Below are 23,307 nucleotides of genomic sequence, written 5' to 3' on the forward strand. Positions count from 1 at the left end.
TAGAAAGAAAATAAAAAAAATCAGCAAATTCTTTACCCCTCAATAAACCCTCTACTTGTAAAAGACCTTTATTACAGGGACTTTCAACAATTTGAAAATTTTATTGTTTATTTTTGAAGCATTGAAAATCAGTCATTAAAAACCTGATTTTCCTGTTCCTGAACTCTTATAAAAGTCGTTCTTTTTGATAATTCTTTCAAAGTGGGTGCGCCTACATAGGTGCAGGTCGACCTCACGCCGCCCAAAATATCCTTTACTGTTTCTGCTACCGAACCTTTATATTTTATTTTTACTGTTTTACCTTCTGATGCACGATATTCGGCAACACCTCCGGAATGTTTGTCCATTGCAGTTTTAGAACTCATACCGTAGAATAGTTTAAATTTCTTTCCGTTTTCTTCAATCATTTCGCCGCCACTTTCGTCATGCCCCGCAAACATTCCGCCGAGCATCACAAAATCTGCCCCGCCGCCAAAAGCTTTAGCAACATCTCCCGGAACTTTGCAACCGCCATCCGCGATGATGTGACCCTTCAATCCGTGAGCTGCATCAGAACATTCGATGATGGCAGAAAGTTGCGGATAACCAACGCCGGTTTTTACTCTCGTTGTGCAGACCGATCCCGGCCCGATCCCCACTTTTATAATATCTGCGCCCACAAGTAGAAGTTCTTCCACCATTTCACCAGTTACCACGTTGCCTGCAATAATGATTTTATCAGGAAAATCTTCTCTGGCTTTCTTCACAAATTGTACAAAATGTTCGGAATAACCATTTGCCACGTCAATACATAAAAACTGAATCTGAGGATGATTGCTCAAAATCGTTTTTATTTTTTCCTCATCTGCCTTTCCCGTTCCCGTACTTAGAGCGATGTACTGATGAATGCTTTCTTCCTGACTGTCAAGGAATTCTTTCCATTCTTCAACGGTGTAATGTTTATGAATTGCCGTGATGATTTTATCTTTTGCCAATTCTACGGCCATTTTAAAAGTTCCAACGGTATCCATGTTGGCAGCAATAATTGGCGTGCCTTTCCACTTTTTTTTGGTGTGAAGGAATGTAAATTCTCTGTTGAGATCTACTTCGGATCTTGATTTCAAAGTTGAACGTTTCGGTCTGAACATGACGTCTTTAAAACCCAGTTTTATATCATTTTCTATACGCATTTTGTGAATGATTTAAGTATTTACAAATTAAAATTAATAATTAATCTTAAATATACTACTTTTGAAATCATGGATTTTCCTGTTACATTTCAGATTTTCGGCAAAACTGTTCTCGCACATCCTGTTTTTGAAACCTTAGGAATATTTCTAGGGATGCGATATTATTTTTATTTGAAAAGAAAATCACCTGAGAAATTATCATTCAGAATTTCTGCTGCAGTTCTTATTGGTGCTACAGCTGGCGCATTATTGGGTTCAAAGCTGATCGGAAATCTAGAAAATCCCGCAGTATTATTTGGAGATTTTAGTTTTAAAAGATTCTGGACTAATAATACGATTGTTGGTGGTTTAGCTTTTGGATTAATTGGGGTTGAAATTGCAAAAAAGATTGTCGGTCATAAAGAAAGTACAGGCGATTTAATTGTATTTCCTTTAATTCTAGCCATCATCATTGGCAGAGTCGGTTGTTTTCTCACAGGAGTTCATGAGGAAACGTATGGGTTGCCAACAAATTCGGTCTTCGGAATGCATCTCGGTGATGAATATTTAAGACATCCTGTTGCACTGTACGAAATCGCTTTTTTAATCTTCATGTGGTTTGAATTAAAAATGATCGGCCGGAAAAACAAATACGTATCTGGATTTTTATTTAAACTGTTCATGCTGAGCTACTTTTCATTAAGATTTTTACTTGATTTTATTAAACCTAAAATTGACATCATCGGAAATCTCGGAACAATTCAAATAGTCTGTCTTTCAATGATTATTTATTATATTTATGTATTAAAAACCGAAAGAAATTTAATTCAACCTAAAAACACAATTACATTATGAAAATGCTTACACTTTTGGAAGTTGGCGGATTAGAAGGTCTCGTAGCTATGATTATTCTGATGATTATTGGTGTAGCTGCCGTTGTATCATTAGTGATAACCGTTTTTGTAAAGCTGATTTATGAGAGCAAAGATGGACGAAAGTTTTCCAGAGGTCAATTCTGGACGACGATGCTCATATCAATGTTAATCTGCGGATTGATAAGCGGAGCCGTTTGCGGGGGAATGTAAAAAATTGAAAATATGCCAGTAAGAAATTATACCTATTACGATTATACCATCAGCCTTTGTCCGGAATGTCTGAAAAGAGTAGGAGCGAAGATTATCATTGAAGACGAAGCGGTTTTTATGACCAAAAGATGTCCGGATCATGGTTTTTTTAAAACGATGATTGCTTCCGACGTTCAGTATTATAAAAACATCAGAAATTACAATAAAGCTTCAGAAATGCCCGTTCATTTTGGAACTGATGTCGAATATGGCTGTCCTTACGATTGCGGTCTATGCGTAGATCATGAGCAGCACAGTTGTCTGTCGATTGTTGAGGTTACAGACCGGTGTAATCTGACTTGCCCAACTTGCTATGCGATGTCTTCGCCACATTACGGAAGTCACAGAACGTTGGAGCAGATTGAAGCCATGTTTGATACGATTGTTAAAAATGAAGGTCAACCGGATGTTGTTCAAATCAGTGGTGGCGAACCGACCATTCATCCTGAATTTTTCAAAATTATGGATATTGCCAAGACAAAACCTATAAAACATTTGATGCTCAATACCAACGGAATCCGTATTGCGAATGATCCAGGTTTTGCAGAAAGATTGGCTACATATGCTCCGGAATTTGAAATTTATCTTCAGTTTGATTCTTTTAAACCTGAAGTTTTGGAAGATTTCAGAGGAAAAGATCTTACCAATGTCCGCATGAAAGCTTTGGAAAAATTAAATGAATTAAATCTTTCCACAACATTGGTCATCGTTCTTCAGAAAGGGAAAAACATTGATGAGATAGGTAAGCTGATTGATTTTGCTTTAAAACAGAAATGCGTCCGCGGAATTACTTTTCAGCCTGTAGAAGTTGCAGGAAGAAACAGAGAAGATTCTGCACATGAAAAAATTACGTTAACAGAAGTTCGACAGGAAATTTTAAACCAGTTTCCACTTTTGAATGGAGACGATATTATTCCGGTTCCGTGTAATCCTGATTCTTTGGCGATGGGTTACATTTTGAAGCTGGAAGGTGAAACAATTCCTTTAACACGATATATTAACCCTGCTGATTTGCTGAATAATGAGACGAAAAACACGATTGTTTACGAACAGGATGAAGGTTTGCAGATGCAGCTTTTAGATATTTTCAGCACCGGAATTTCTGTAGATCAGGTTCAGCCTAAAGTAAATCAGTTATTGTGTTGTCTGCCAGAAGTTTCCGCACCCAATTTAGATTATGATAACTTGTTCAGAATTATCATCATGAATTTTATGGATGCACACGATTTTGATGTTCGTGCTGTGAAAAAATCATGTGTTCATATTGTGAATAAAGATCTGAAAATGATCCCTTTCGAGACGATGAATTTATTTTACAGAGATGATAAAATAAAATATCTTGAGGAATTGAGGAAAGAAGATAAGGTTTTGTTTTAATGTTAATTAAATTGAAGAATAGCCTTTTTATAGCTTTGATTTTTTTGTGTGTGATTTCGTGTACAAGTCGTATTGCATTTAAAAATATTGAAAATTCTTGTGGAAGAGATTCGATTAAAATTTTTTATAACGGGAAGAAAAATAACATTAAACAGCAGAATTTTTCCTTTGTTTTTCGTTCAGGAATTAAAGATACAATTCAAATAAAATATGAAGATCAAATTGTGAACAAGTTTATAGACAATGAATTATATGATGATCGCAATATTCAGTTTTTTAATTTTAAAATAAATAAAGATTCTTTAGTCAAAGTTTCTATAGGATCTGAAAATTATTGCTTTAAAATTGATAATAAGTTTTATTACTATGACTTTATTAAAAGAAAAGGTGTTCTAGAAGTTTATGCAGATGAGTTGAGAAACAGGAAATTCGAATAAAGTAAATGCAAAATTCCCACAAATCTCGCAGATTTACACAGATTTTTCAAAAAAGAATTCATGATTTTTTTATTCAATTACGACATAGGAATTTGAAGCGTTAAGAAAATTTAAAAATAATCCGTTAAAAATTCTCACTGTTCGAAGCGCGAAACAAATTCTGAATTGAAAAACTAAACATCAATTCGCGCAAGTTTGGGAATTTTAGGATTATTTTTAAATTTTTAGCCTTCAAGTTCCAAGTCTTGAACTTTTGGTTCTTTTGTTTCAAGACAAAAGAACAGAAGCAATAAAAAAAGCGTGAGAATAATTTTCTACGCTTTTCTTCTAGTTTTAATCAAACTTCATCACTTCATTCAGCGTATTCATATACTCATATGCCGTCATATCAAATTTAACGGGAACAATAGAAATATATCCGTTTGCCAAAGCCGTTTCGTCAGCATCTTCAGACTCATCCATATTGTTGAAATAACCGGTTAACCAGTAATATTTTTTACCATGCGGATTAATTCTTTCGTCAAAACTTTCTTCCCATTTTGCATTGGCCTGCTTGCAAATCTTAACTCCTTTAATTTCTTCTTTTGAAAGTTTCGGAATATTTACATTGAGAACAACACCTTTAGGCATAGGGTTTTCCAGAGTTTTTCTTACAATATTCTGAATATATTCTTTTGCCTGTGTAAAATCTGCTTCCCAACTGAAATCTAAAAGTGAAAAACCAATGGAAGGAAGACCTTCTACACCGCCTTCCACAGCAGCTGACATTGTTCCTGAATAAATTACATTAATTGAAGAATTCGCACCATGATTAATCCCTGAAACCACAATATCTGGTCTTCTCGGAAGAATTTTATCTAAAGCCATTTTTACACAGTCAACAGGAGTTCCGCTGCATGAAAAATCTTTTTGAGGACCATCCAAGTGTACTTCTTCAAAGCTTAAAGTAGAGTTGATGGTGATGGCGTGACCTTTTCCGCTTTGGGGCGAGTTGGGAGCTACCACAATTACATCACCGATTTCGTTCATAAATTCTACAAGATTTCTGATACCGGGAGCAGTAATTCCATCATCATTGGTTACCAGAATAAGAGGCTTTTCCATAAAAAATTTAAATTTTAACAAAAATACTTAAAACTAATTGATAATTATAAATAAGGTATTAAATTTGATAGTTTGTAACAGTCATTTAAGAAATGCTACTTATTAAATGATTTTTTTAAACTTAATATTATATACAATACAGATTTATGTGGAAAAATTTTAAACTAAATAAATTTCTACTTCTTATTCCATTAACAAGTCTTATGTTTTGTTTCAACTCGCCAAAGAATGACGATGAGAAAATGCAGACGATAATGGTGAGCGTTAAAAACACTCTTTCATACTTACATTACAGCCCAAAACCTATCAATGATGCGTATTCAAAAGATGTTTACAAACATTATTTTGAGATGATCGATCCCGGAAAAAGATATTTCCTGCAGTCGGACATGACAGAATTTGGTAAGCACGAAACGAAGCTTGATGATTATTTGAACTTGGGCGATCTTTCTTTCTATAAACTTACGGTTGACAGATTGTACCAAAGAGTTGATGAGATTGATAAAATCACACAGGATATTTTCAGCAAACCAATCAATTTGGAAGAAGACGAGACTTTAACTTTAGAAGCCAAACTTAAAAATGTTCCTAAAGACAAGCAGGAACAGTATAACGAGTGGAAAAAATTCATCAAATACAATATTCTTCAGGAAATTGAATCGATGAACAGCAAAGAAGAAGCTCAGAAAGAAAAGAAAGATTCTGTTCAGAAATTTAAACTGAAAGATACGATCAAACTTGAAATGCTTTCTCCTCAGCAAAAAATGACGAAGGCAACGGATGAGGTGAAAGATTTGGTGAAAGAAACTTTTACCAGATTTAAAAAGAGAAAGAAAATGGATTGGTTTACAGTCTATATGAATGCTTACACAGAAGTTTTTGATCCGCACACGAATTATTATTCACCAAAAGATAAAGAAGATTTTGATACTCAGTTTAAAGGAAAAGTAATCGGAATCGGTGCAATTATTCAGGAGAAAAAAGGAAATCTATTCTTAGGAGCGTTGACAATTGGTGCACCGGCATGGAAATCGAAGAAACTTTCTGAAGGTGATAAAATTCTTAAAGTAAGATCTAAACCTAATGAAGATGCCGTAAATGTAGTTGGAATGCTTTCTGACGAAGCGGTAAGACTGATCAGAGGTGAAAAAGGAACTCCGGTTACTTTGACGGTTCAGAAAAAAGATAAAACGATTGTTGAGGTGACAATGCTTCGTGAAGAAGTGGCAATTGAAGATACTTTCGCAAGAAGTATTATTGTAAATTCTCCAAACGGAAAAAAATACGGATTCATTAATTTACCAAGTTTCAATGCAGATTTTGAGGATGAAAAAGGAAGAAATGCTTCTGATGACATCAAAAACGAAATCGTAAAACTGAAAGCTCAGGGAATTGAAGGAATTGTTTTAGACCTTAGGAATAATGGTGGTGGTTCATTGACAGAAGTTGGTGATATCATGGGATTGTTTATGAATGCAGGACCTTACGTTCAGGTAAAAGATGGTAACGGAAAAATACAGACTTTAAAAAACAAGCAGGAAACTCCGGTTTGGACGGGTCCTTTAGTAATTATGCAAAACGAACTTTCGGCTTCAGCTTCAGAGATCTTAGCCGGTGCAATGCAGGATTACGGAAGAGGAATCATTGTTGGTTCGCCGCAATCTTTCGGAAAAGGAACGGTACAGACTTTTGTGGACTTAAACAGATTTTTAAATACTGAAGATGATTTCGGATCTTTAAAACTGACGATTCAGAAGTTCTACAGAATAAGTGGTGAGTCAAACCAAAGAAAAGGGATTGTTTCAGATATCAGAATGGAAGATTTCTTTACTTATGCAGAAGTTGGTGAAAGATATGATGATTTTGCTTTAGCTTGGGACAAAATTCCTAGTTCTAATTATCAGAAATTGAGTTATTTTGATGTTAAAACTTTAGAGAAATCAAGCAACGACAGAATGGCAAATAATAAAAATTATCAACTATTACTGGAATCAGCAAAATGGAGAGAGCAATTGGATAAAGAAGAAACCATCACTTTGAATATCAATAAATTCAATGATTTGATGAAGCAGAGAAAAGCTCAAATTGAGAAATTCAAAGCTTTAACAAAATTTGAAAACGGATTGAAATTCTCAATGTATCCGGCAGAAATCGAAAGAGAGAAAAAAGATGAAGCATTCAAGAAAAAATCTGAAATGTGGATCAAAAATTTAAAGAAAGATACTTACCTTCAGGAAGCGATGAATATCATTGCTGAAATGAAATCTAAAGGATAAAATTCACTATCAAAAAGCGGCGCTAATCGAAATTAGCGTCGATTTTTTGATTAAGTGAAAATAAATTATTTAATTTCTATACACCCGACTCTTCCTCCGGCATTCCCCGTTGGCTGGGTCATAAAGTCATCTTTTCCTGCGTGGATCACGATTCCTTTGCCTATAATATTTTTCGACTCTTCTACGCATTCCAGGCACCATTTGTCAGTTTTAAAAGTCAGTTTGGCTTTTCCGTTTTGATCGGCTTCAAGATTACCGATATCTCCCATATGAAAACTTCCGGTTCCCCATTTTCCATGATCATGCTTTCCCGGATTCCAGTGTCCTCCCGCGGAAGTTGCGTCAGGAGCAGAGCAATCGCCTTTTTCATGAATGTGAACGGCATGAGTTCCCGGTGTAAGATTCGTAACCTCAAGATCCATTACAACATCATTTCCTTTTTGCGTAAACTTTGCAGTTCCGCCGGTCTGCGTTCCGCTTTTTGCTAAAATGTTGTACGTTTTACTTGTACTGCAAGACGCAGCAAATAGGGCGCAACCAGCCAATAATGTTAGTGTTTGGAATTTCATAGAATTAAATTTAGTGATTATCCTCCATTCAGAGCAAAAATATGACCATTCGGTACAATAAATTAAGAGATATGATGCATCCTGTCTAATTTTGCTTGAAACTTATAGAAATGAACTCGATTTTTCAAAAAATAATATTTGCTCTATTCCTTTTTTTGTCTGTTTTGAATTTTGCCCAAGTGAAAATCTCAGGAAAAGTAACTTTTAAAAATAAAGGAATTGCTGAGGTAAATGTAACATTAAAAGACACTTACGACGGCGCAACAACCGGTGCAAATGGAAGTTTCTCTTTCGAAACTTCTGAAAAAGGTGCACAAAAGTTAACATTTAGTCATGTAAAATATTATGAAATTGAAAAGGAAATTAATATTGATGACAAGGATCAAACGATCAACGCAGAAGTAAAGGAACAGATCAACGAAATCGACGCAGTCGTAGTTTCCGCAGGATCAATCGAAGCTAGTGACAAAAAAAGAGCAACGGCTTTGCTGACGCCGATCGACATTTACACTACTGCAGGAGCAAATGGACAGATTTCTTCGGCTTTAAATTTTCTTCCCGGCGTTCAGAAGGTGGGCGAAACCGAAGGATTATTTGTACGTGGTGGAACCGGAACAGAATCTAAAATTTTTATGGATGGTAGCTTGATCAACAATTATTTCTCCAGCTCTGTTCCGGGAATTGCGGGACGAGATCGTTTCAATACATCACTTTTTAAAGGAAACATTTTCTCAAGTGGCGGCTATTCTGCCTTGTACGGACAGGCTTTGTCTGGAGCTTTGATGCTCGAAAGTGTAGATCTTCCGGATCAGAGTTCTTACGATTTTGGTGTTTCTCCTATTTTTTTTAATGGAAGTTTTCAGAAATTAAGCAATAACAAAAATTCTTCTTACGGAGCTTCTGTAGGATATTCTAATCTAAATCTGATGAAAGAAATTTTAAACTTCAATACAGATTTTATCAATGCTCCGCAAGGTTTCAACGGAGATATGAATTTTAGATTAAAGACGAACTCCGGCGGTTTTATCAAATATTACGGAATGTTTGACACCAATACAATGGGCGTAAAAAACGAAAGTTTAGAGCCAAATTATAATTTTGCTTTGGTAAAACTGAAAGGAAAAACTACCTATCATAACCTTTCTTTCAAACAGAAATTCGGGAAATATCTTCTGAATGCGGGAACTTCTTACTCTTACAATCAATCAGATTTAAAATTTTCGACAGAAACAAATAATGCAGAAAGTGGTGAATCACAAATACTGAATACCGGAAATTATATCAATCTTAAAGCAGTTGTCGATAGAAAGATCAATAAAATAAGTGCTTTGCGTGGTGGTTTTGAAGTAAATCACGCCAATGAAAAGCTCAACTTCGGTGAAATCAATAAAAATTATCGTGATCTTATTTCTGCTGCTTTTGTGGAAACAGATTTGGGTTTCAGCAATCATTTGTCAGCAAAAATTGGAGTGAGAGCAGAAAATTCATCTTATTTAAATAAAACCAACATCGCGCCGCGTTTTGCATTGGCTTATCGTTTGGCAAAAGACTGGACAACTTCTTTCGCCTACGGTTTGTTCTTTCAAAGCCCTGAAAGTAAATACATTAACTCTTCTGCAAAACTAGATTTTCAACAATCGCAGCACTTTATTTTTCAGGTTCAGCGATCAACAGAAGGTAGAAGTTTGAGGTTTGAAGCATTTTACAAGAAATATGACGAACTGATAAAAACACAGAATATTGTTCCCAATGCAGATCAGAATCAGCAGGTTCAGGCTGCCTTCAACAATAATGGATATGGTTTTGCAAAAGGTCTGGAAGTGTTTTGGAGAGACAAAAAAACATTTGAAAATATTGATTATTGGATCAGCTATTCTTTTCTGGATTCCAAACGAGATTTCCTGAATTATCCTTTCAGTTTAAAACCGAATTTTGCTTCCGAACACACCATTTCTGCAGTCGCAAAAAGATTCATCCCGAAATGGAAAACAGGGATCAACCTTTCATACACTTACGCTAAAGGACGACCTTATTATGATATTATTACGAAAGAAATAAATGATGAAAACGTAAATTATCCGCGAACGCAAGGAAAATTAAAAGATTACAATGCGTTAAACCTAAGCTTCAATTATCTTCCGAATCTTGGTAAAAAAGACGCGAAAGCATTTACCATATTTGTGATAAGTATTTCGAATGTTTTAGGAAATAAAAATGTGTATGGCTATAATTTTTCGCAAAACGGAACCCGAAGTTCTGCTGTTGTTCCGCCGGTCAATACTTTTGTTTTTGTCGGAATGTTCATCAGTTTCGGGGTCGATAGAACGCAGGATGCTATCAATAATAATCTTTAAATTCAATTCAAATATAATTTAACCCTTTAATATTAAAACAATGAGAAAACAAATTTTAAGTTTTACTTTAGTTCTGTTCAGTCTACTGTCTTTCGCTCAGAACACTTACGAAAAAGTAATGAAAGAAAAAATTGCCAAAATCGAAATCTGCAAAACGCCTGAAGATTTTCAGATTTTAGCCAACGATTTTCAGAGAGTTGCCGACAAAGAAAAAGGAAAATGGCAGCCGAATTATTATGCCGCATTTTCCTATATTCAAAAAGGAAGAATTCTGATGAGAGAAAACAAAGTACAGGGATTAGATGAGGTTGCAGATCAGGCTCAGAAATATGTAGATGAAGCCAAAACGGTTGATAATAATGCAGAAGTGCAGCTGTTGCAGAAAATGATTTACTCTCTGAAAATGATGGTCAATCCTATGGAAAGATACATGACTTATGGAATGAAAGCGACAGAGCAACTTGCCGCGGCAGAAAAACTTGATCCGAATAATCCTAGAATTGCCTTAATCAAAGCTGAAGATGTATACTTCACTCCTGAACAATATGGCGGAAGTCAGAAAAAAGGAATTGAACTTTTTAAATTAGCTCGGGAAAAATTTAATTCTTACAAAGTAAAAACAGAGATAGATCCGAATTGGGGAAAATCTGAAGCCGAATACTTTTTGAATCAGACTTCAAAATAAAGCAATCTGACAAACCTTCTCCGGAAGGTTTGTTTTTTCACGGTTGAGTTATGAAAAATGACCATTCGTAAACAAATACTTTCCGCTGAAAATAATTTCGTCTACTTTTGAATCATTAAATTTAATCATCCTATCGCTAAGATTTTAAGGTATTAATTTCAATAAAGTTCAGCGATTGCAACACTTTTCCCGAATATTGGGATGAATCAAAAATATTTATCTACAGATGAAACGCAAAGAACTTATCGTATTATTCTGGATCTCGATGGGAACATCGCTTTTCTTCTTTTTCGCTTTTACTGATGAAAAAACGGTTGAGAACTTTATGCTCAACATGCTTATATCGTTCATGTATTCTTTCGTTCTGGGAGTAGGAAACGGGTTGATCAACAATTTTCTGAACAAACGGTTTCCATGGTCTGAAGCAACGTCAAAGAGAGCTGTAATCAGTATTGTGTCGATACTTATTGCCAATACTATTCTGGTTTATTTCTGTAATTACATGAATTTTGTGGTTTTTCAAAAGGCCGTTTCTACACCAGAATATTTTTCTGGCAGATATAATTTTATCAATTGGTTTACGATTAATATCGCATTGCTGATTTCTGCTTTTCTTCACGCCAAAGGTTTCATGGATGAGCTTAAAAAAACTTCCAGAAAAGAGGTCGTGGAGCAGAAACTGATCGCAAAATCTGCCAACGCTCAGTTTGAAAGTCTTAAAAATCAACTTGATCCGCATTTTCTTTTTAATTCTTTAAATGTATTAAGCTCATTGATCGATGAAAACCCGAATCAGGCTCAGAAGTTTACAGCCTCAATGTCAAAGATTTACCGATATGTTTTGGAGCAGAAGGATAAAGAACTGGTAACGGTGGAAGATGAGATTGAGTTTGCAAAAACTTATTGCCAATTATTAAAAACACGTTTCGAAGACAGTGTAGATTTTGAATTTAATGTGAAAAATGAAGATATGCGAAGATTTGTAGTTCCGCTTTCCCTTCAGCTACTTTTGGAAAACTGCATCAAGCATAATTTTGCAACATCTTCAAAACCTTTATTAATTAAAGTTTTTTCTGAAAATGATACGCTATGTATTGAAAACAATCTGCAAATTCGTGAACAGATGAAAGAAAGTGCAGGAATTGGCTTGGCAAATATCGTTCAACGGTATTCTTTACTAACGAAGAAAAATGTTTTCATTGAAAAATCTGAAGATTATTTTAAAGTGAAATTACCCATACTTTCTGAAAAACCAAATATTGTAAGCCACACTATTGACACAGAAGATAAAGCATACGAAAGGGCTCAAAAACGGGTAAAAGAGATCAAAGGTTTCTATGGAAATTTGATTTCTTACTGTATTGTTATTCCGTCTTTGGTGATTTTAAATTTAATTACAAATCCGCATAGCTATTGGTTTTACTGGCCGATGTTGGGTTGGGGAATGGGCGTTGTAGCGCATGGAGTAAGTGTTTTTACGATCGGAAAAGGTTGGGAAGAAAAGAAAATCAGAGAAATTTTAGAAAAAGATCACTATGGAAAATAAGAGAGAACAGGAAATCCGTTACAGAGAAGCGGAAAAAAGGATGAAGAAAATCAAAGGATTTTACATTCACGCCATTGTATATTTTTGTGTAAACGTCTTTATCGTTGCATCAAAAGCAATAGATCGTGAGCAAGGAGAAAATTTTTGGGATTGGGATTTAATCAGCCTTCCTTTCTTTTGGGGAATTGGTTTGGCAGCACACGGACTCAGCGTTTTTCTGCCAACTTTTATTCTTGGCAAAGATTGGGAAGAGAAGAAAATTAAAGAACTTATGAATAAAAATAAGTAAAATGAATGCACTGTATCTGTTGTTTATATCTCTATTGCTGTATGGTTTCTGAGTGAGATTTATTACAAACAAAAATTGAAATCCGGAGAAAAAGACCAGAAAAAAGATCAGTCGACACTTAATATTTTATGGATCGTGATCCTTCCGTCTGTATTTTTTGCGGTATTAATTTCGAGATTTACGGCTTTTCAGATCAAAAACCAGTATTGGATTTTATATTTAGGTGAAGCCTTAATTGTTGCCGGAATATTCTTCCGTTGGATAATTATAAAATCTCTGGGCAAATTTTTCACGGTAGACGTTGCTATTAAAGAAGATCATCAGATCAAAAAAGAAGGTTTTTACAAATATGTTAGACATCCTTCTTACTCATTTGCGCTTCTCACTTTTTTAGGATTAGGATTGTTTCTAAATAATTGGCTTTCTCTATTTGTAGCATTTGTGCCGACATTTTTAGGGTTTTTGTACCGTATCAAAGTTGAGGAACAGGCTTTACTACAGAAATTCGGAAATGAATATCTGGAATATCAGAAGAAAACAAAAAAGCTGATTCCTTATATATTTTAATTGAAAATAAACTTCTATAAAGATCCCGATTCGCTTGAATTGGGATTTTTGCTGTTCAGTCGGCAAAACTGACGGTTCGGTTATATAAAGTTGAAATGAGGTTGTTTTCCGCCATACATTTGACTCAAGAAAAATGAATAAAATCAAATTTAAAATTGAATATTATGGAAAATTTATCATTCAACAAAGAAAATTTCGCGTACGAGAAAGCAGCAAAAAGAGTAAAAGAATTAAAAGGATTTTATGGAAATCTTACTTCATACTGTCTTGTAATTCCTTTTTTACTGGTGATTAATCTGTTGACATCTCCAAGCGAATTGTGGTTTTACTGGCCGATGTTAGGTTGGGGAATCGGGATCGCAGCGCATGCAGCCAACGTTTTCGGAATAGGAAAAGACTGGGAAGAGAAAAAAATACAGCAGTTGATGGAAGAGGAGAGAAGAAACAAAAAATCATTTAATTAATATTTAAAAACTTACCACATGAAATATAATCAGGCTTACGACAGAGCACAACAACTAAAAAAATTCTACAAAAACCTTCTATGGTTCGGAATTGTTGCTGTAATTATTACGATTAGAAATTTTTACCGAACAGGAGATTTTGAAAGATCAGTTTTTAGCGGCTCAATCATCCTTACCATTTGGGGAATTATTTTAGCGGTAAAAGCCGTAAAACTATTTGTTTTAAATGATGAATGGGAAAACAAAATCCTGGAAGACGAACTTAAGAAGACTAAAAAACCAATTAATTTTTAAAAGCCAAAAGATTTGATTATTTTTATTTCAGATTAAACCAATAAGAACCTCATGATCAGAACGCTCATTATAGAAGACGAAAAACCTGCCGCAAGAAAAATTGAAAGAATGCTGAGTTTATTTCCTGAAATTGAGCTTGTTGCAAAGATAGAATCTGTGGAAGAAGGCGTAGAATGGTTTACACATAATGAACATCCACAACTGATATTTTCAGACATTGTTTTGGGAGACGGTCTATCGTTTGATATTTTTGAAAAGATTCGTACAAAGGCTTTTATAATTTATACAACTGCTTTTGATCAATATACTTTGAAAGCTTTTAAACTCAACAGTATTGATTATTTATTAAAACCGATTCTGGATGAAGATCTTAGCAGCGCGATTGAGAAATACAAATCGTTCCTACCGGATGATAACTCCGGAAATGTGCAGGAAATTAAGCAGTTAATTAAAAAAGAGAAAACTACGCTTTCTAGAATTCTGGTGAAAATTGGTTACAATTTAAAGATTGTTCAGACGCATGAGGTCAGTTGTTTTTTTAGTGAAAACAAAATCGTTTATTTACAAACCAGCGAGCGAACATATCCGTCAGATTTTACGCTCGATGAGCTTGAAGAAGTTTTAGAAGAAAAGAAATTTTTCCGTGTCAACAGGCAATTTATCATCAATTCTGAGTACATCAAAAATATTCATACTTCACCAAATTATAAGGTAGAATTGAATTTTCAGCCTTCCGAAGAAATTACCGTAAGCCGAGATCGGGTAAAAGATTTTAAAGACTGGCTAGTAGGTTAATTTTAGTAAAAAAATGAGTTAATTATCTGTAATCTATTCTGTTAGAGTCAGTATCTTCAAGTTGCTGTACAATAGATTTCGGGATCTCTTGGCTATCGATCGGATAGCTGAATGAGTCTGAAATAAATGTTTTCCGGTCTGCTTTCTGAAAGATTTCAAACAAAGCGATCGGCTCTTGGTTGAAACTGATACAGGTACTTATAAAATGCAGTTCATGCAGCTTATATTCCGGATTTTTAAGCTTTTCTTTGATATCTTTTATTCTTGAAATAAAATGTCTTTGACGGATAAACGTATTGCTGTTCATAATAATAAACACATAATCTGAATAAGCTGTTACTTTCCCAAAATATTTGTGACGGTCTCCGCCGCTGCGTTCAATAAAATATTCCCCTGACGTTTCAGATTTGTAAATTTCTGTTGCCGAACGCCAAATTCGGTCTTCTTTCGCCTGTGATGGGCTTTCCGGAAGGTTTCGGTTGTAAGAATACCAACATCCGACAAGTTTATTGAGCAATTCTGTATTTTGCTTTACATTATCCATATCAATTCTCAAATCATTAAAATTGAACGCTTCTGTATTCGAATTGATAAACTCAATATAACTGGAATATCCTAAAACTTTGACAATCAGACTTAATTTTGCCAAATTGGGTTTAGTGATTACAGCATTTTCATTCTGATCATATTTTTTCAGTTTATTGATAATAAGATGCTCGTATAAATAATTTGAACCTAACAATTCAGGTTCTTTTTTTATTCCTTTTTCTGAATTACTGTTGGCAATTAAATCATTAATTTCGGCAACAATGTAAGACCATTCCGTTTTAGAAACATCTTTCCAATGGTTTTTCTTTAAGTAATGCATGCTTAAAAAATTCATTAATTTCTCAAGATGCAGGATGTCTTCTTTTTTCATAAGACGAATATAATGTTATTTTAAATCCTAAAAAGATTTTTATAAGACTTTTGTATTTCACTTTAAATCCATATTTGAGTAAAGATAAAATTTAAATATGAAAGCAAAAATGATTTTACAAGACGAAAACCTTTGGAACCGAATTCAAAGTTTCTCATTAGATCAACCGAATATTACGTTCCCTTTTTCAAAAAAACTTGCAAAAGAAGAAAACTGGACCGAAGAATTTACAACAAAAGCCATACAGGAATATAAAAAATTTATATATCTATGCTGTATACTTCCTAATGGAGCTTCACCAAGTAAATTTGTTGATAAAGTGTGGCATTTGCATCTTGTATATACTGAGAATTACTGGGAAGAATTCTGCCCGAATATTTTAAAGCAAAAGCTTCATCATCATCCTTCAGGTGGAGGTATCTGCGAAAGTGAAAAACATGAAATCTGGTTTCAGGAAACTATAAAAAATTATGAAGAAATTTTTAAAGAAAAGGTTCCAAAGGAGGTTTGGTTTCCAGGAAAAGATTTGCAGAAAAAGAGAAAATCATGGCTTGAAAGGTTTAAATTTTTCTCAGGATTTTCCGGTATTTTTCTCCTGAACTCGTGTGCAGAAAACGGAAATTCAATCTCACTTCTGCTTTACATTCCTATATTATTTTTTATAGTTACATTCTTAGCAAAAATTTTTGGAAACGATGATTCAGACAACAACAGAAAAGGGGGAGATGGCGGTTCTGGAGGAAGTTGCAGCGGTAATTCATCTGTATGCAGCAGCTCGTGCGGAAGCAGTTGTGGCAGTGGATGCGGAGGTTGTGGCGGAGGTGGAGATTAAAAAGAAATCTAGAAGTTATGAAAAAAACGACTTTTTATGTAGTTCCGATGGTATTTAGTTTTTTATGGCTTTTTAAAAAACATAACACTTTTGATCCTATTAGCTTGAAAGGACCATATTTCCTTCAGTTTTATCTTATTCTTCTGACAGGAATTTATGCATCGATTTTGGTGAGTAAATTTTTTAATAAAGATTGTGCAAATGTTGAATTTTACTTTCTCATCAGTATTCTATTTTTAGGAATATTAAAATTCATACGAGGAATATATTTAGGGAAACCAGTTGGCTATTTAGTAATGATCTTAATTGTGGAAATAGTAGTTCTGATGTTTTTTAAGCCATATTGCATCAAAAATAACAAAAACGACCTTTAAAAAGGCCGTTTTTATAATATTACGAAATTACTCCGCTTCCTAAAAGTTCGTCATCAATATACCAGGCTGCAAATTGTCCTTCGGCAATCGCTGATTGTGGATCATTAAATTCTACAAAAAAAGAATTTTCAAACTGATAGATTGTTGCTTTCTGGAGTTCCTGTCTGTAGCGGAATCTCGCCAAAACTTCCATTGATTCACCATTTTTTAGCCTTAAATCTTCACGCACCCAATGCAATTCCGAATTTTCAATTTTTAAAGCTTTTTTATGCAAACCCGGAAAACTATGGCTTTCACCAACAAAAATGATATTGTTTTCCATATCTCGGGAGACAATAAAACAGCTTTCTTTGTGACCGCCAATTCCTAAGCCTTTGCTTTGTCCGATGGTGAAAAACTGAGCGCCTTGGTGTTTTCCTATTACTTTTCCGTCAGATTTTTTATAATTAATTTTTCTGCTTAAATATTCCAATTCTCCTTCTTTTGAAGAAAAAGCTGGAGTTTCTACAGAAAATAGTGGCGAATCCTTGAAAATTTCTACAATTTCGCCCTCTTTTGGAACTAACTGCTGTTGTAAAAACTGTGGTAAACTTACTTTTCCGATAAAACACAAACCTTGTGAATCTTTTTTATCAGCAGTTACCAAACCAATCTCTTTTGCGATTTCTCTTACTTGAGGTTTTGTCAGTTCCCCAATCGGAAATAATGCTTTAGAAAGCTGATCCTGATTTAGTTGACAAAGAAAATAAGACTGGTCTTTATTGTTGTCTTTTCCGGCTAAAAGATGAAAAATCTCTTTTCCGTTTTCATCAATTGTAGAATCTACTCTAGCGTAATGTCCGGTTGCCACTTTATCTGCGCCCAAAGACATTGCGGTCTTCATAAACACGTCAAATTTCACCTCTCTGTTGCATAAAACATCAGGATTCGGAGTTCTTCCCTTTTGATATTCATCGAACATATAATCAACGATACGTTCTTTATAAAGATCGCTCATATCAATCACCTGAAAAGGAATTCCTAACTTCTGGGCAACCATTAATGCGTCGTTGCTATCCTCAATCCATGGACATTCGTCTTCCAATGTTACGGAAGCATCGTTCCAGTTTCTCATAAATAAAGCCACGACTTCGTGACCTTGTTGTTGCAGCAAATACGCTGTCACACTCGAATCTACACCTCCGGAAAGGCCTACTACTACTTTCATTATTTCAATTTTACGAAACTCTTAACGGGAGTTCTTAGTTGAGCGGCAAAATTACAATAATCCTATTCACAAAAAAAGTGATAATTTTAGGCATTGATAAAAACGATAAAATCACGATTTGTTTTAAATTTCACAAAAAAAATAATTGATATGAAAAAACTATTTATTTCTTTATTAATCCTCACGACGGGATTGTTGTTTTCTCAAGTATCGGTTGAAACGCCAACTGCTGAAACTAACAGATGGACTTTCGGCGGAGGTTTGGGAGTTGGCTTCGGAAGCAATTCTTACTTCAATCTTCAGGTTGCACCAAGAGTGGGATATCGACTTACAGATAACGTGGAGGCAGGTTTAATGGGCAGTGTCTCGTGGCAAAGTTCAGATTTTTATAAATCGACGATGTTTGGTTTTGGGCCATTTGTCAATTATTATTTCGCAAGATCTTTCTTTGTAAGTGGAAACCTGCAGCACTATTTCGTCAATTATGAAGATAAATTTTATGATTTCAAAGATAAACAGCAGGAAACTGCATTGTATCTGGGAGGTGGTTACATGCAGCAAATCGGAAATAATTCTTTTTTACAGATTGGTTTGATGTACAATGTTTTATATAAAGAAAATAGCAGTTTTTTTTCCGGTGGATTGATTCCGAGTGTGGGTTTTGTGGTCGGATTATAGTTTGAAAATTTTCACATAATATTATTAAAACAAAAAAGCATCGGAAAATTTCCGATGCTTTCATTATTTATTTATTTATTTATTTGATTTTAAGAAGATTTCTCAGCAGACTTTTTCGTCTTCTGAGTTTTTCCTTCTAATCCGTCTTTAGCTTCATTTAAATCTAAAGTTACTGTCTCTCCTTCAGTTAATTGCTTGTTCACCAACATTTCTGCTAATAGATCTTCAATATACTTCTGAATAGCTCTCTTCAATGGTCTTGCACCAAAATCTTTGTCCCAACCTTTTTCTGAGATGAAATCTTTAGCTTCTGTAGTTAAATCTACTTTATACCCTAATTTTTCAAGTCTTGAATATAGTTTACCTAATTCGATATCGATAATTTTAGAAATATCTGTTCTTTCAAGTGAGTTGAAGATAACGATGTCATCAATTCTATTTAAGAATTCCGGAGCAAATGCTTTTTTAAGTGCATTTTCAATCGTACTTCTTGTTCTTGAATCTGAATTAGATTTTTTCGCGTTAGTTCCAAATCCTACACCGTCTCCGAAGTCTTTAATATCTCTGGTTCCGATGTTTGAAGTTAGAATGATAATTGTATTTCTAAAATCAATTTTTCTACCTAAACTGTCTGTTACGTGACCTTCGTCTAAGATTTGCAACAAAATATTGAATACATCAGGATGCGCTTTTTCAATCTCATCCAAAAGAACGACCGCATAAGGTTTTCTTCTTACCGCTTCAGTTAATTGACCACCTTCTTCGTATCCAACGTATCCCGGAGGCGCACCAACCAATCTGGAAACAGCAAATTTCTCCATGTATTCACTCATGTCAATTCTGATCAATGCTTCATCAGAATCGAAAAGCTCTCTAGCCATTACCTTTGCCAGTTCGGTTTTACCAACACCCGTTGTTCCCAAGAAAATGAATGTTCCAATCGGTCTGTTCGGATCTTTCAATCCTGCTCTGTTTCTTTGGATCGCTTTTACGACCTTTTTCACAGCATCTTCCTGACCGATTACTTTTCCGTTTAGATTGGTATCCATTCCTGCAAGTTTATCCAGTTCATTCTTTCCAACTTTCGTTACAGGAACGCCGCTCATCATCGATACTACTTCAGCAACACTTTCTTCAGATACAGTTTCCTTCTTCTCTTTTACATCCTTATCCCATTGATCCTGAGCAGAATTTAATTCCATCTGCAAACGCTCTTCCTCATCCTTCAATTTTCTTGCTTCCAGATAATCCTGAGCTTTTACAGCTTTTTGTTTCAAGTCTTTGATGTCTTCAATTTTCTTTTCAAAATCAATGATTTCGGTAGGAACTTTCATGTTTTTAATATAAACACGAGATCCTGCTTCATCCATTGCATCAATTGCTTTGTCTGGTAAAAAACGGTCTGTAATATATCTTGAAGTTAAATTAACGCAAGCTAAAATTGCTTCGTCAGTATAAACAACATTGTGGTGTTCTTCATATTTGTCTTTTATTTGATTCAAAATCTGAATCGTTTCGTCAATAGAAGTCGGCTCCACCATTACTTTCTGGAAACGTCTTTCTAAAGCACCGTCTTTTTCGATGTATTGACGATATTCGTCTAAAGTTGTAGCACCAATACATTGAATTTCCCCTCTTGCCAAAGCTGGTTTGAACATATTGGAAGCATCTAAACTTCCTGTAGAACTACCGGCGCCAACAATTGTGTGAAGCTCATCGATGAATAAAATTACGTCACGGTTTTTTTCAAGTTCCGTCATAATCGCCTTCATTCTTTCCTCAAACTGACCACGGTATTTTGTTCCGGCAACCAAACTTGCTAAATCTAAAGTAATTACTCTTTTACCAAATAGAACTCTAGAAACTTTCTTCTGTTGAATTCTTAAAGCAAGACCTTCGGCGATGGCAGATTTACCAACTCCAGGCTCACCGATCAGCAAAGGATTGTTTTTCTTTCTTCTTGATAAGATCTGAGAAACTCTTTCAATCTCTTTCTCACGACCGATCACAGGATCTAATTTCCCGTCTCTTGCCAAAGAAGTTAAATCTCTACCAAAGTTATCCAAAGTTGGAGTTTTACTTTTTGCAGAACCCAAATTTCCTGTAGGCTTTCTCATCTGCTCAAATTCTTCTCTGTCGTCGTCATCGTCGTAAGCCGAATTTTGTGGTGCCTGACCCGAGTTTTTAAGCATTGTCTGATATTCTCTTGAAACTCCTTCATAATCAATGTCATAAGCTCCTAAAATATTTGAAGTAGGATCCTCATATTTGTATAAAATGCCCAAAAGCAAGTGAACAGTATTGATCTCGTTGCTCTTATATTGTCTGCATTCTAATTCCGCACGTTTAATGGAATGATCTGCCATCTTAGTGAAAGAAATATTGGTAACCTCCTCAGAAATAGGATTAAGACTTGCTGTATTTAAAGTTTCAATTTTTCTTCTGATTTGTGTTAAATCGGCATTCAGCCCCTGAAGGATTTCTTTTGCAGAGTTTTCTGTTTTTATAATACCTAAAAGTAGATGTTCTGTATTAAGAAATTCACTTTTCAGCCGCTTAGCTTCATTTTTGCTTTGTTTGAACACTTGGCTCAAACCTTGTGAAAACTTATAATCCATAATATTGTATCTCAAATTGGAATAACGACAACATTTATCGTTTATTCTATATCTAAATTACAAATATTTTACCAAAAACCAATTAATGACTTTATGGCAGAAAAAAGTTTTTTATCTTATTGAAAATGACTAAGTTTGTGATCCTCAAATTATTCTCATGAGTCCCGAGATTGCATCTTATATCGGTTATGCCGCTTCATTATTCATTGTTTTAAGTTTTGTTCTTAAAGATTTAAGAAAAATAAGAATTGTCAACATGGTAGGTTGTATTTGCTTTGTTGTATATGGCTTTTTCAGCGGAATGTTGTGGCCGGTTATTATTCCGAACGCGATCATCTGTTTTGTGCAGATCTATCATTTACTGACTGAAAAGAAAAAGTAATGAGACGCAAGAAAGTTCTTACCTCTGCATTCAGCAACCTCTACACCGATCAGAGAATTGAGAAAGTCTGCAAAACTCTACATGAGAATGGGTACGAAATAGAGTTGATCGGCAATAATTGGGGTGGCGAAGAACAGATGACCCGTCCTTATCGGTTTTCAAGGATAAAACTTGCTTCCAAAACTTTAAAGACAGCTTATTTTGAGTTCAACTGGAAATTATATCGCGAGTTGAGAAAAAAAGCTGACGAAAATACCATTCTTCACGCAAATGATCTCGATGCATTACTGCCAAATTATCTTGTTTCTAAAAAATTGAATATTCCTCTTGTATTCGACAGCCATGAAATTTTTTCTGAAATGCCTGCTGTTCAAGGGAAAATGTCACAGAATTTGTGGCGATATCTCCAAAATAAAATCATTCCCAATCTGAAATTTATGATCACCGCAAGTGGAAGTTACGCAAAATGGTTTCAGAATAAATATGGAATTGATGCTGTTGTAATTCAGAATGCTCCGAGAAAAATTCGTTTTTTAAATGAAATTCCAGTTAATGATCCGAAAATACTTTTGTATCAGGGAGCGCTTAATCCATATCGCGGGATTGAAAAAGCCATTTTGGCTATGCATCATCTTGAAAATGTTGTTTTTAAAATCGCAGGAGACGGGCCGAGGAAAAAAGAATTTCAAAATTTAGTTTTGAATGAAAATCTTCAGAATAAAGTTGAGTTTTTAGGCAAATTGCTCCCGGAAGATTTAAGAAAAATCACTTTAACAGCCGATGTCGGCATGAGTATCGAAGAAAATGCCGGTGAAAGCTATGAATTTTCGCTTCCTAATAAAGTTTTGGACTGTATTCAGGCAAGAGTTCCTTTAATTTTATCTCCTCTTCCTGAAATGATGAGTATTAAAAATCAATTTGATATTGGGGAAATTATTGAAAATCATCAACCTGAAAATATTGCTAATTCAATTAATTTAGTTTTAAATAATGGCAGAAAAAATTATCAATCTGAATTAGAAAGAGCTTCAAGTTTTCTCTGCTGGGAAAATGAAGAAGTAAAATTACTGAAGGTTTTTGAAAAAGCATCAACTTGATTTTAACCATTAAGAGATTTAAAAGGTTAAGTATTATTAAGGATAGCTTTGCTTTAAGTTTTTGCAGCTAAATCCAAAAAAAGCTTGGAAACTTGTATTTCTAAAGTAAGCGAAGCGGCTTTGTTTAACTTGAAATATTTTCAAAACTTTCAAAAATCTTTGTCTTTCCTT

Annotated in this window: 24 protein-coding genes; 18 read left to right on the top strand and 6 right to left on the bottom strand. The window is 34.6% G+C overall.

What is annotated here, in order from left to right:
• Nucleotides 1–128 precede the first annotated feature (128 nt).
• Complete coding sequence (locus PGH12_RS12665) at nucleotides 129–1,169, bottom strand: GMP reductase (protein ID WP_267596533.1); 1,041 nt, start codon at nucleotides 1,167–1,169, stop codon at nucleotides 129–131.
• Between the two features lie 69 nt (nucleotides 1,170–1,238).
• On the opposite strand from PGH12_RS12665, the gene PGH12_RS12670 reads away from it, so the two are divergent.
• The 4 genes from PGH12_RS12670 (at nucleotide 1,239) to PGH12_RS12685 (ending at nucleotide 4,086) form a co-directional block, all read left to right on the top strand.
• Nucleotides 1,239–2,003 (top strand): prolipoprotein diacylglyceryl transferase, encoded by a 765-nt coding sequence (locus tag PGH12_RS12670; RefSeq protein WP_267596532.1) that lies wholly within the window; start codon nucleotides 1,239–1,241, stop codon nucleotides 2,001–2,003.
• Nucleotides 2,000–2,233 carry a hypothetical protein gene (locus PGH12_RS12675; RefSeq protein WP_267596530.1) on the top strand — a complete coding sequence of 78 codons (234 nt, stop codon included), beginning with the start codon at nucleotides 2,000–2,002 and terminating at the stop codon, nucleotides 2,231–2,233. Before PGH12_RS12670 ends, PGH12_RS12675 begins: the two co-directional genes overlap by 4 nt.
• Nucleotides 2,234–2,245: 12 nt before the next feature.
• Nucleotides 2,246–3,649, top strand: a complete 1,404-nt coding sequence (locus PGH12_RS12680; RefSeq protein WP_267596529.1) for a radical SAM protein — start codon at nucleotides 2,246–2,248, stop codon at nucleotides 3,647–3,649.
• Between the two features lie 224 nt (nucleotides 3,650–3,873).
• Nucleotides 3,874–4,086, top strand: coding sequence for a hypothetical protein (locus tag PGH12_RS12685; protein WP_267596528.1), 213 nt, complete (start codon nucleotides 3,874–3,876; stop codon nucleotides 4,084–4,086).
• Between the two features lie 333 nt (nucleotides 4,087–4,419).
• Here the strand turns inward: PGH12_RS12685 and surE are convergent, their stop codons facing one another.
• Nucleotides 4,420–5,190 carry a 5'/3'-nucleotidase SurE gene (gene surE, locus PGH12_RS12690; protein WP_267596527.1) on the bottom strand — a complete coding sequence of 257 codons (771 nt, stop codon included), beginning with the start codon at nucleotides 5,188–5,190 and terminating at the stop codon, nucleotides 4,420–4,422.
• Nucleotides 5,191–5,336: 146 nt separating this feature from the next.
• On the opposite strand from surE, the gene PGH12_RS12695 reads away from it, so the two are divergent.
• The gene (locus tag PGH12_RS12695; RefSeq protein ID WP_267596526.1) at nucleotides 5,337–7,466 is read left to right on the top strand and encodes a carboxy terminal-processing peptidase; all 2,130 of its coding nucleotides are present in this window, start codon (nucleotides 5,337–5,339) and stop codon (nucleotides 7,464–7,466) included.
• Nucleotides 7,467–7,531: 65 nt separating this feature from the next.
• Here the strand turns inward: PGH12_RS12695 and PGH12_RS12700 are convergent, their stop codons facing one another.
• On the bottom strand, nucleotides 7,532–8,035 hold the full coding sequence (locus PGH12_RS12700; protein ID WP_267596524.1) for a superoxide dismutase family protein: 504 nt from the start codon (nucleotides 8,033–8,035) through the stop codon (nucleotides 7,532–7,534).
• Nucleotides 8,036–8,214: 179 nt separating this feature from the next.
• On the opposite strand from PGH12_RS12700, the gene PGH12_RS12705 reads away from it, so the two are divergent.
• The 8 genes from PGH12_RS12705 to PGH12_RS12740 all read left to right on the top strand — a co-directional run bounded on the left by PGH12_RS12705 (nucleotide 8,215) and on the right by PGH12_RS12740 (nucleotide 15,029).
• A complete protein-coding gene (locus tag PGH12_RS12705) occupies nucleotides 8,215–10,389 on the top strand; it encodes a TonB-dependent receptor (RefSeq protein ID WP_324290977.1) in 2,175 nt (724 codons plus the stop codon).
• Nucleotides 10,390–10,429: 40 nt separating this feature from the next.
• Nucleotides 10,430–11,074, top strand: a complete 645-nt coding sequence (locus PGH12_RS12710; RefSeq protein ID WP_267596521.1) for a hypothetical protein — start codon at nucleotides 10,430–10,432, stop codon at nucleotides 11,072–11,074.
• 226 nt (nucleotides 11,075–11,300) lie between these two features.
• Nucleotides 11,301–12,620: a 2TM domain-containing protein gene (locus tag PGH12_RS12715; protein ID WP_267596519.1), complete on the top strand. Its 1,320-nt coding sequence runs from the start codon at nucleotides 11,301–11,303 to the stop codon at nucleotides 12,618–12,620.
• Nucleotides 12,610–12,909 (top strand): 2TM domain-containing protein, encoded by a 300-nt coding sequence (locus PGH12_RS12720; RefSeq protein ID WP_267596517.1) that lies wholly within the window; start codon nucleotides 12,610–12,612, stop codon nucleotides 12,907–12,909. Before PGH12_RS12715 ends, PGH12_RS12720 begins: the two co-directional genes overlap by 11 nt.
• A 75-nt stretch (nucleotides 12,910–12,984) precedes the next feature.
• Nucleotides 12,985–13,476 (top strand): methyltransferase family protein, encoded by a 492-nt coding sequence (locus PGH12_RS12725; RefSeq protein WP_267596516.1) that lies wholly within the window; start codon nucleotides 12,985–12,987, stop codon nucleotides 13,474–13,476.
• Between the two features lie 164 nt (nucleotides 13,477–13,640).
• Nucleotides 13,641–13,940, top strand: a complete 300-nt coding sequence (locus PGH12_RS12730; protein ID WP_267596515.1) for a 2TM domain-containing protein — start codon at nucleotides 13,641–13,643, stop codon at nucleotides 13,938–13,940.
• A gap of 18 nt (nucleotides 13,941–13,958) precedes the next feature.
• Nucleotides 13,959–14,234, top strand: coding sequence for a 2TM domain-containing protein (locus PGH12_RS12735; protein WP_267596514.1), 276 nt, complete (start codon nucleotides 13,959–13,961; stop codon nucleotides 14,232–14,234).
• A gap of 51 nt (nucleotides 14,235–14,285) precedes the next feature.
• Complete coding sequence (locus tag PGH12_RS12740; RefSeq protein WP_267596512.1) at nucleotides 14,286–15,029, top strand: LytR/AlgR family response regulator transcription factor; 744 nt, start codon at nucleotides 14,286–14,288, stop codon at nucleotides 15,027–15,029.
• 22 nt (nucleotides 15,030–15,051) lie between these two features.
• Here PGH12_RS12740 and PGH12_RS12745 read toward each other — a convergent pair whose 3' ends face one another.
• Nucleotides 15,052–15,948, bottom strand: a complete 897-nt coding sequence (locus tag PGH12_RS12745; RefSeq protein WP_267596510.1) for a hypothetical protein — start codon at nucleotides 15,946–15,948, stop codon at nucleotides 15,052–15,054.
• Nucleotides 15,949–16,057: 109 nt separating this feature from the next.
• Between PGH12_RS12745 and PGH12_RS12750 the strand changes: the two genes are divergently transcribed.
• Together PGH12_RS12750 and PGH12_RS12755 are read left to right on the top strand one after the other, a co-directional pair.
• A complete protein-coding gene (locus PGH12_RS12750) occupies nucleotides 16,058–16,780 on the top strand; it encodes a glycine-rich domain-containing protein (protein WP_271286770.1) in 723 nt (240 codons plus the stop codon).
• 17 nt (nucleotides 16,781–16,797) lie between these two features.
• Nucleotides 16,798–17,154: a hypothetical protein gene (locus tag PGH12_RS12755; protein ID WP_267596507.1), complete on the top strand. Its 357-nt coding sequence runs from the start codon at nucleotides 16,798–16,800 to the stop codon at nucleotides 17,152–17,154.
• A gap of 19 nt (nucleotides 17,155–17,173) precedes the next feature.
• Here PGH12_RS12755 and mnmA read toward each other — a convergent pair whose 3' ends face one another.
• Entirely contained in the window at nucleotides 17,174–18,364 is a 1,191-nt protein-coding gene (mnmA, locus tag PGH12_RS12760) for a tRNA 2-thiouridine(34) synthase MnmA (RefSeq protein WP_267596932.1), read from the bottom strand.
• Nucleotides 18,365–18,511: 147 nt separating this feature from the next.
• Here mnmA and PGH12_RS12765 point away from each other — a divergent pair, with 147 nt between their 5' ends.
• Nucleotides 18,512–19,039, top strand: a complete 528-nt coding sequence (locus tag PGH12_RS12765) for a hypothetical protein (RefSeq protein WP_267596505.1) — start codon at nucleotides 18,512–18,514, stop codon at nucleotides 19,037–19,039.
• 89 nt (nucleotides 19,040–19,128) lie between these two features.
• Here PGH12_RS12765 and PGH12_RS12770 read toward each other — a convergent pair whose 3' ends face one another.
• A complete protein-coding gene (locus PGH12_RS12770) occupies nucleotides 19,129–21,657 on the bottom strand; it encodes an ATP-dependent Clp protease ATP-binding subunit (RefSeq protein ID WP_267596504.1) in 2,529 nt (842 codons plus the stop codon).
• A 157-nt stretch (nucleotides 21,658–21,814) separates the two neighbouring features.
• Between PGH12_RS12770 and PGH12_RS12775 the strand changes: the two genes are divergently transcribed.
• Nucleotides 21,815–22,039: a uroporphyrinogen decarboxylase gene (locus PGH12_RS12775; RefSeq protein ID WP_267596503.1), complete on the top strand. Its 225-nt coding sequence runs from the start codon at nucleotides 21,815–21,817 to the stop codon at nucleotides 22,037–22,039.
• Complete coding sequence (locus PGH12_RS12780; protein ID WP_267596501.1) at nucleotides 22,039–23,136, top strand: glycosyltransferase family 4 protein; 1,098 nt, start codon at nucleotides 22,039–22,041, stop codon at nucleotides 23,134–23,136. Before PGH12_RS12775 ends, PGH12_RS12780 begins: the two co-directional genes overlap by 1 nt.
• Nucleotides 23,137–23,307: the final 171 nt, after the last annotated feature.

This window comes from Chryseobacterium sp. CY350 (genome assembly GCF_027945075.1).
Classification (GTDB): domain Bacteria; phylum Bacteroidota; class Bacteroidia; order Flavobacteriales; family Weeksellaceae; genus Chryseobacterium.

Bases quoted from the DNA above. Each gene is read 5' to 3' on its own strand.
- PGH12_RS12665 (WP_267596533.1), bottom strand. From the start codon at position 1,169: ATGCGTATAGAAAATGATATAAAACTGGGTTTTAAAGACGTCATGTTC.
- PGH12_RS12670 (WP_267596532.1), top strand. From the start codon at position 1,239: ATGGATTTTCCTGTTACATTTCAGATTTTCGGCAAAACTGTTCTCGCA.
- PGH12_RS12675 (WP_267596530.1), top strand. From the start codon at position 2,000: ATGAAAATGCTTACACTTTTGGAAGTTGGCGGATTAGAAGGTCTCGTA.
- PGH12_RS12680 (WP_267596529.1), top strand. From the start codon at position 2,246: ATGCCAGTAAGAAATTATACCTATTACGATTATACCATCAGCCTTTGT.
- surE (WP_267596527.1), bottom strand. From the start codon at position 5,190: ATGGAAAAGCCTCTTATTCTGGTAACCAATGATGATGGAATTACTGCT.
- PGH12_RS12695 (WP_267596526.1), top strand. From the start codon at position 5,337: ATGTGGAAAAATTTTAAACTAAATAAATTTCTACTTCTTATTCCATTA.
- PGH12_RS12700 (WP_267596524.1), bottom strand. From the start codon at position 8,035: ATGAAATTCCAAACACTAACATTATTGGCTGGTTGCGCCCTATTTGCT.
- PGH12_RS12710 (WP_267596521.1), top strand. From the start codon at position 10,430: ATGAGAAAACAAATTTTAAGTTTTACTTTAGTTCTGTTCAGTCTACTG.
- PGH12_RS12715 (WP_267596519.1), top strand. From the start codon at position 11,301: ATGAAACGCAAAGAACTTATCGTATTATTCTGGATCTCGATGGGAACA.
- PGH12_RS12720 (WP_267596517.1), top strand. From the start codon at position 12,610: ATGGAAAATAAGAGAGAACAGGAAATCCGTTACAGAGAAGCGGAAAAA.
- PGH12_RS12730 (WP_267596515.1), top strand. From the start codon at position 13,641: ATGGAAAATTTATCATTCAACAAAGAAAATTTCGCGTACGAGAAAGCA.
- PGH12_RS12735 (WP_267596514.1), top strand. From the start codon at position 13,959: ATGAAATATAATCAGGCTTACGACAGAGCACAACAACTAAAAAAATTC.
- PGH12_RS12740 (WP_267596512.1), top strand. From the start codon at position 14,286: ATGATCAGAACGCTCATTATAGAAGACGAAAAACCTGCCGCAAGAAAA.
- PGH12_RS12745 (WP_267596510.1), bottom strand. From the start codon at position 15,948: ATGAAAAAAGAAGACATCCTGCATCTTGAGAAATTAATGAATTTTTTA.
- PGH12_RS12750 (WP_271286770.1), top strand. From the start codon at position 16,058: ATGATTTTACAAGACGAAAACCTTTGGAACCGAATTCAAAGTTTCTCA.
- PGH12_RS12755 (WP_267596507.1), top strand. From the start codon at position 16,798: ATGAAAAAAACGACTTTTTATGTAGTTCCGATGGTATTTAGTTTTTTA.
- PGH12_RS12765 (WP_267596505.1), top strand. From the start codon at position 18,512: ATGAAAAAACTATTTATTTCTTTATTAATCCTCACGACGGGATTGTTG.
- PGH12_RS12770 (WP_267596504.1), bottom strand. From the start codon at position 21,657: ATGGATTATAAGTTTTCACAAGGTTTGAGCCAAGTGTTCAAACAAAGC.
- PGH12_RS12775 (WP_267596503.1), top strand. From the start codon at position 21,815: ATGAGTCCCGAGATTGCATCTTATATCGGTTATGCCGCTTCATTATTC.
- PGH12_RS12780 (WP_267596501.1), top strand. From the start codon at position 22,039: ATGAGACGCAAGAAAGTTCTTACCTCTGCATTCAGCAACCTCTACACC.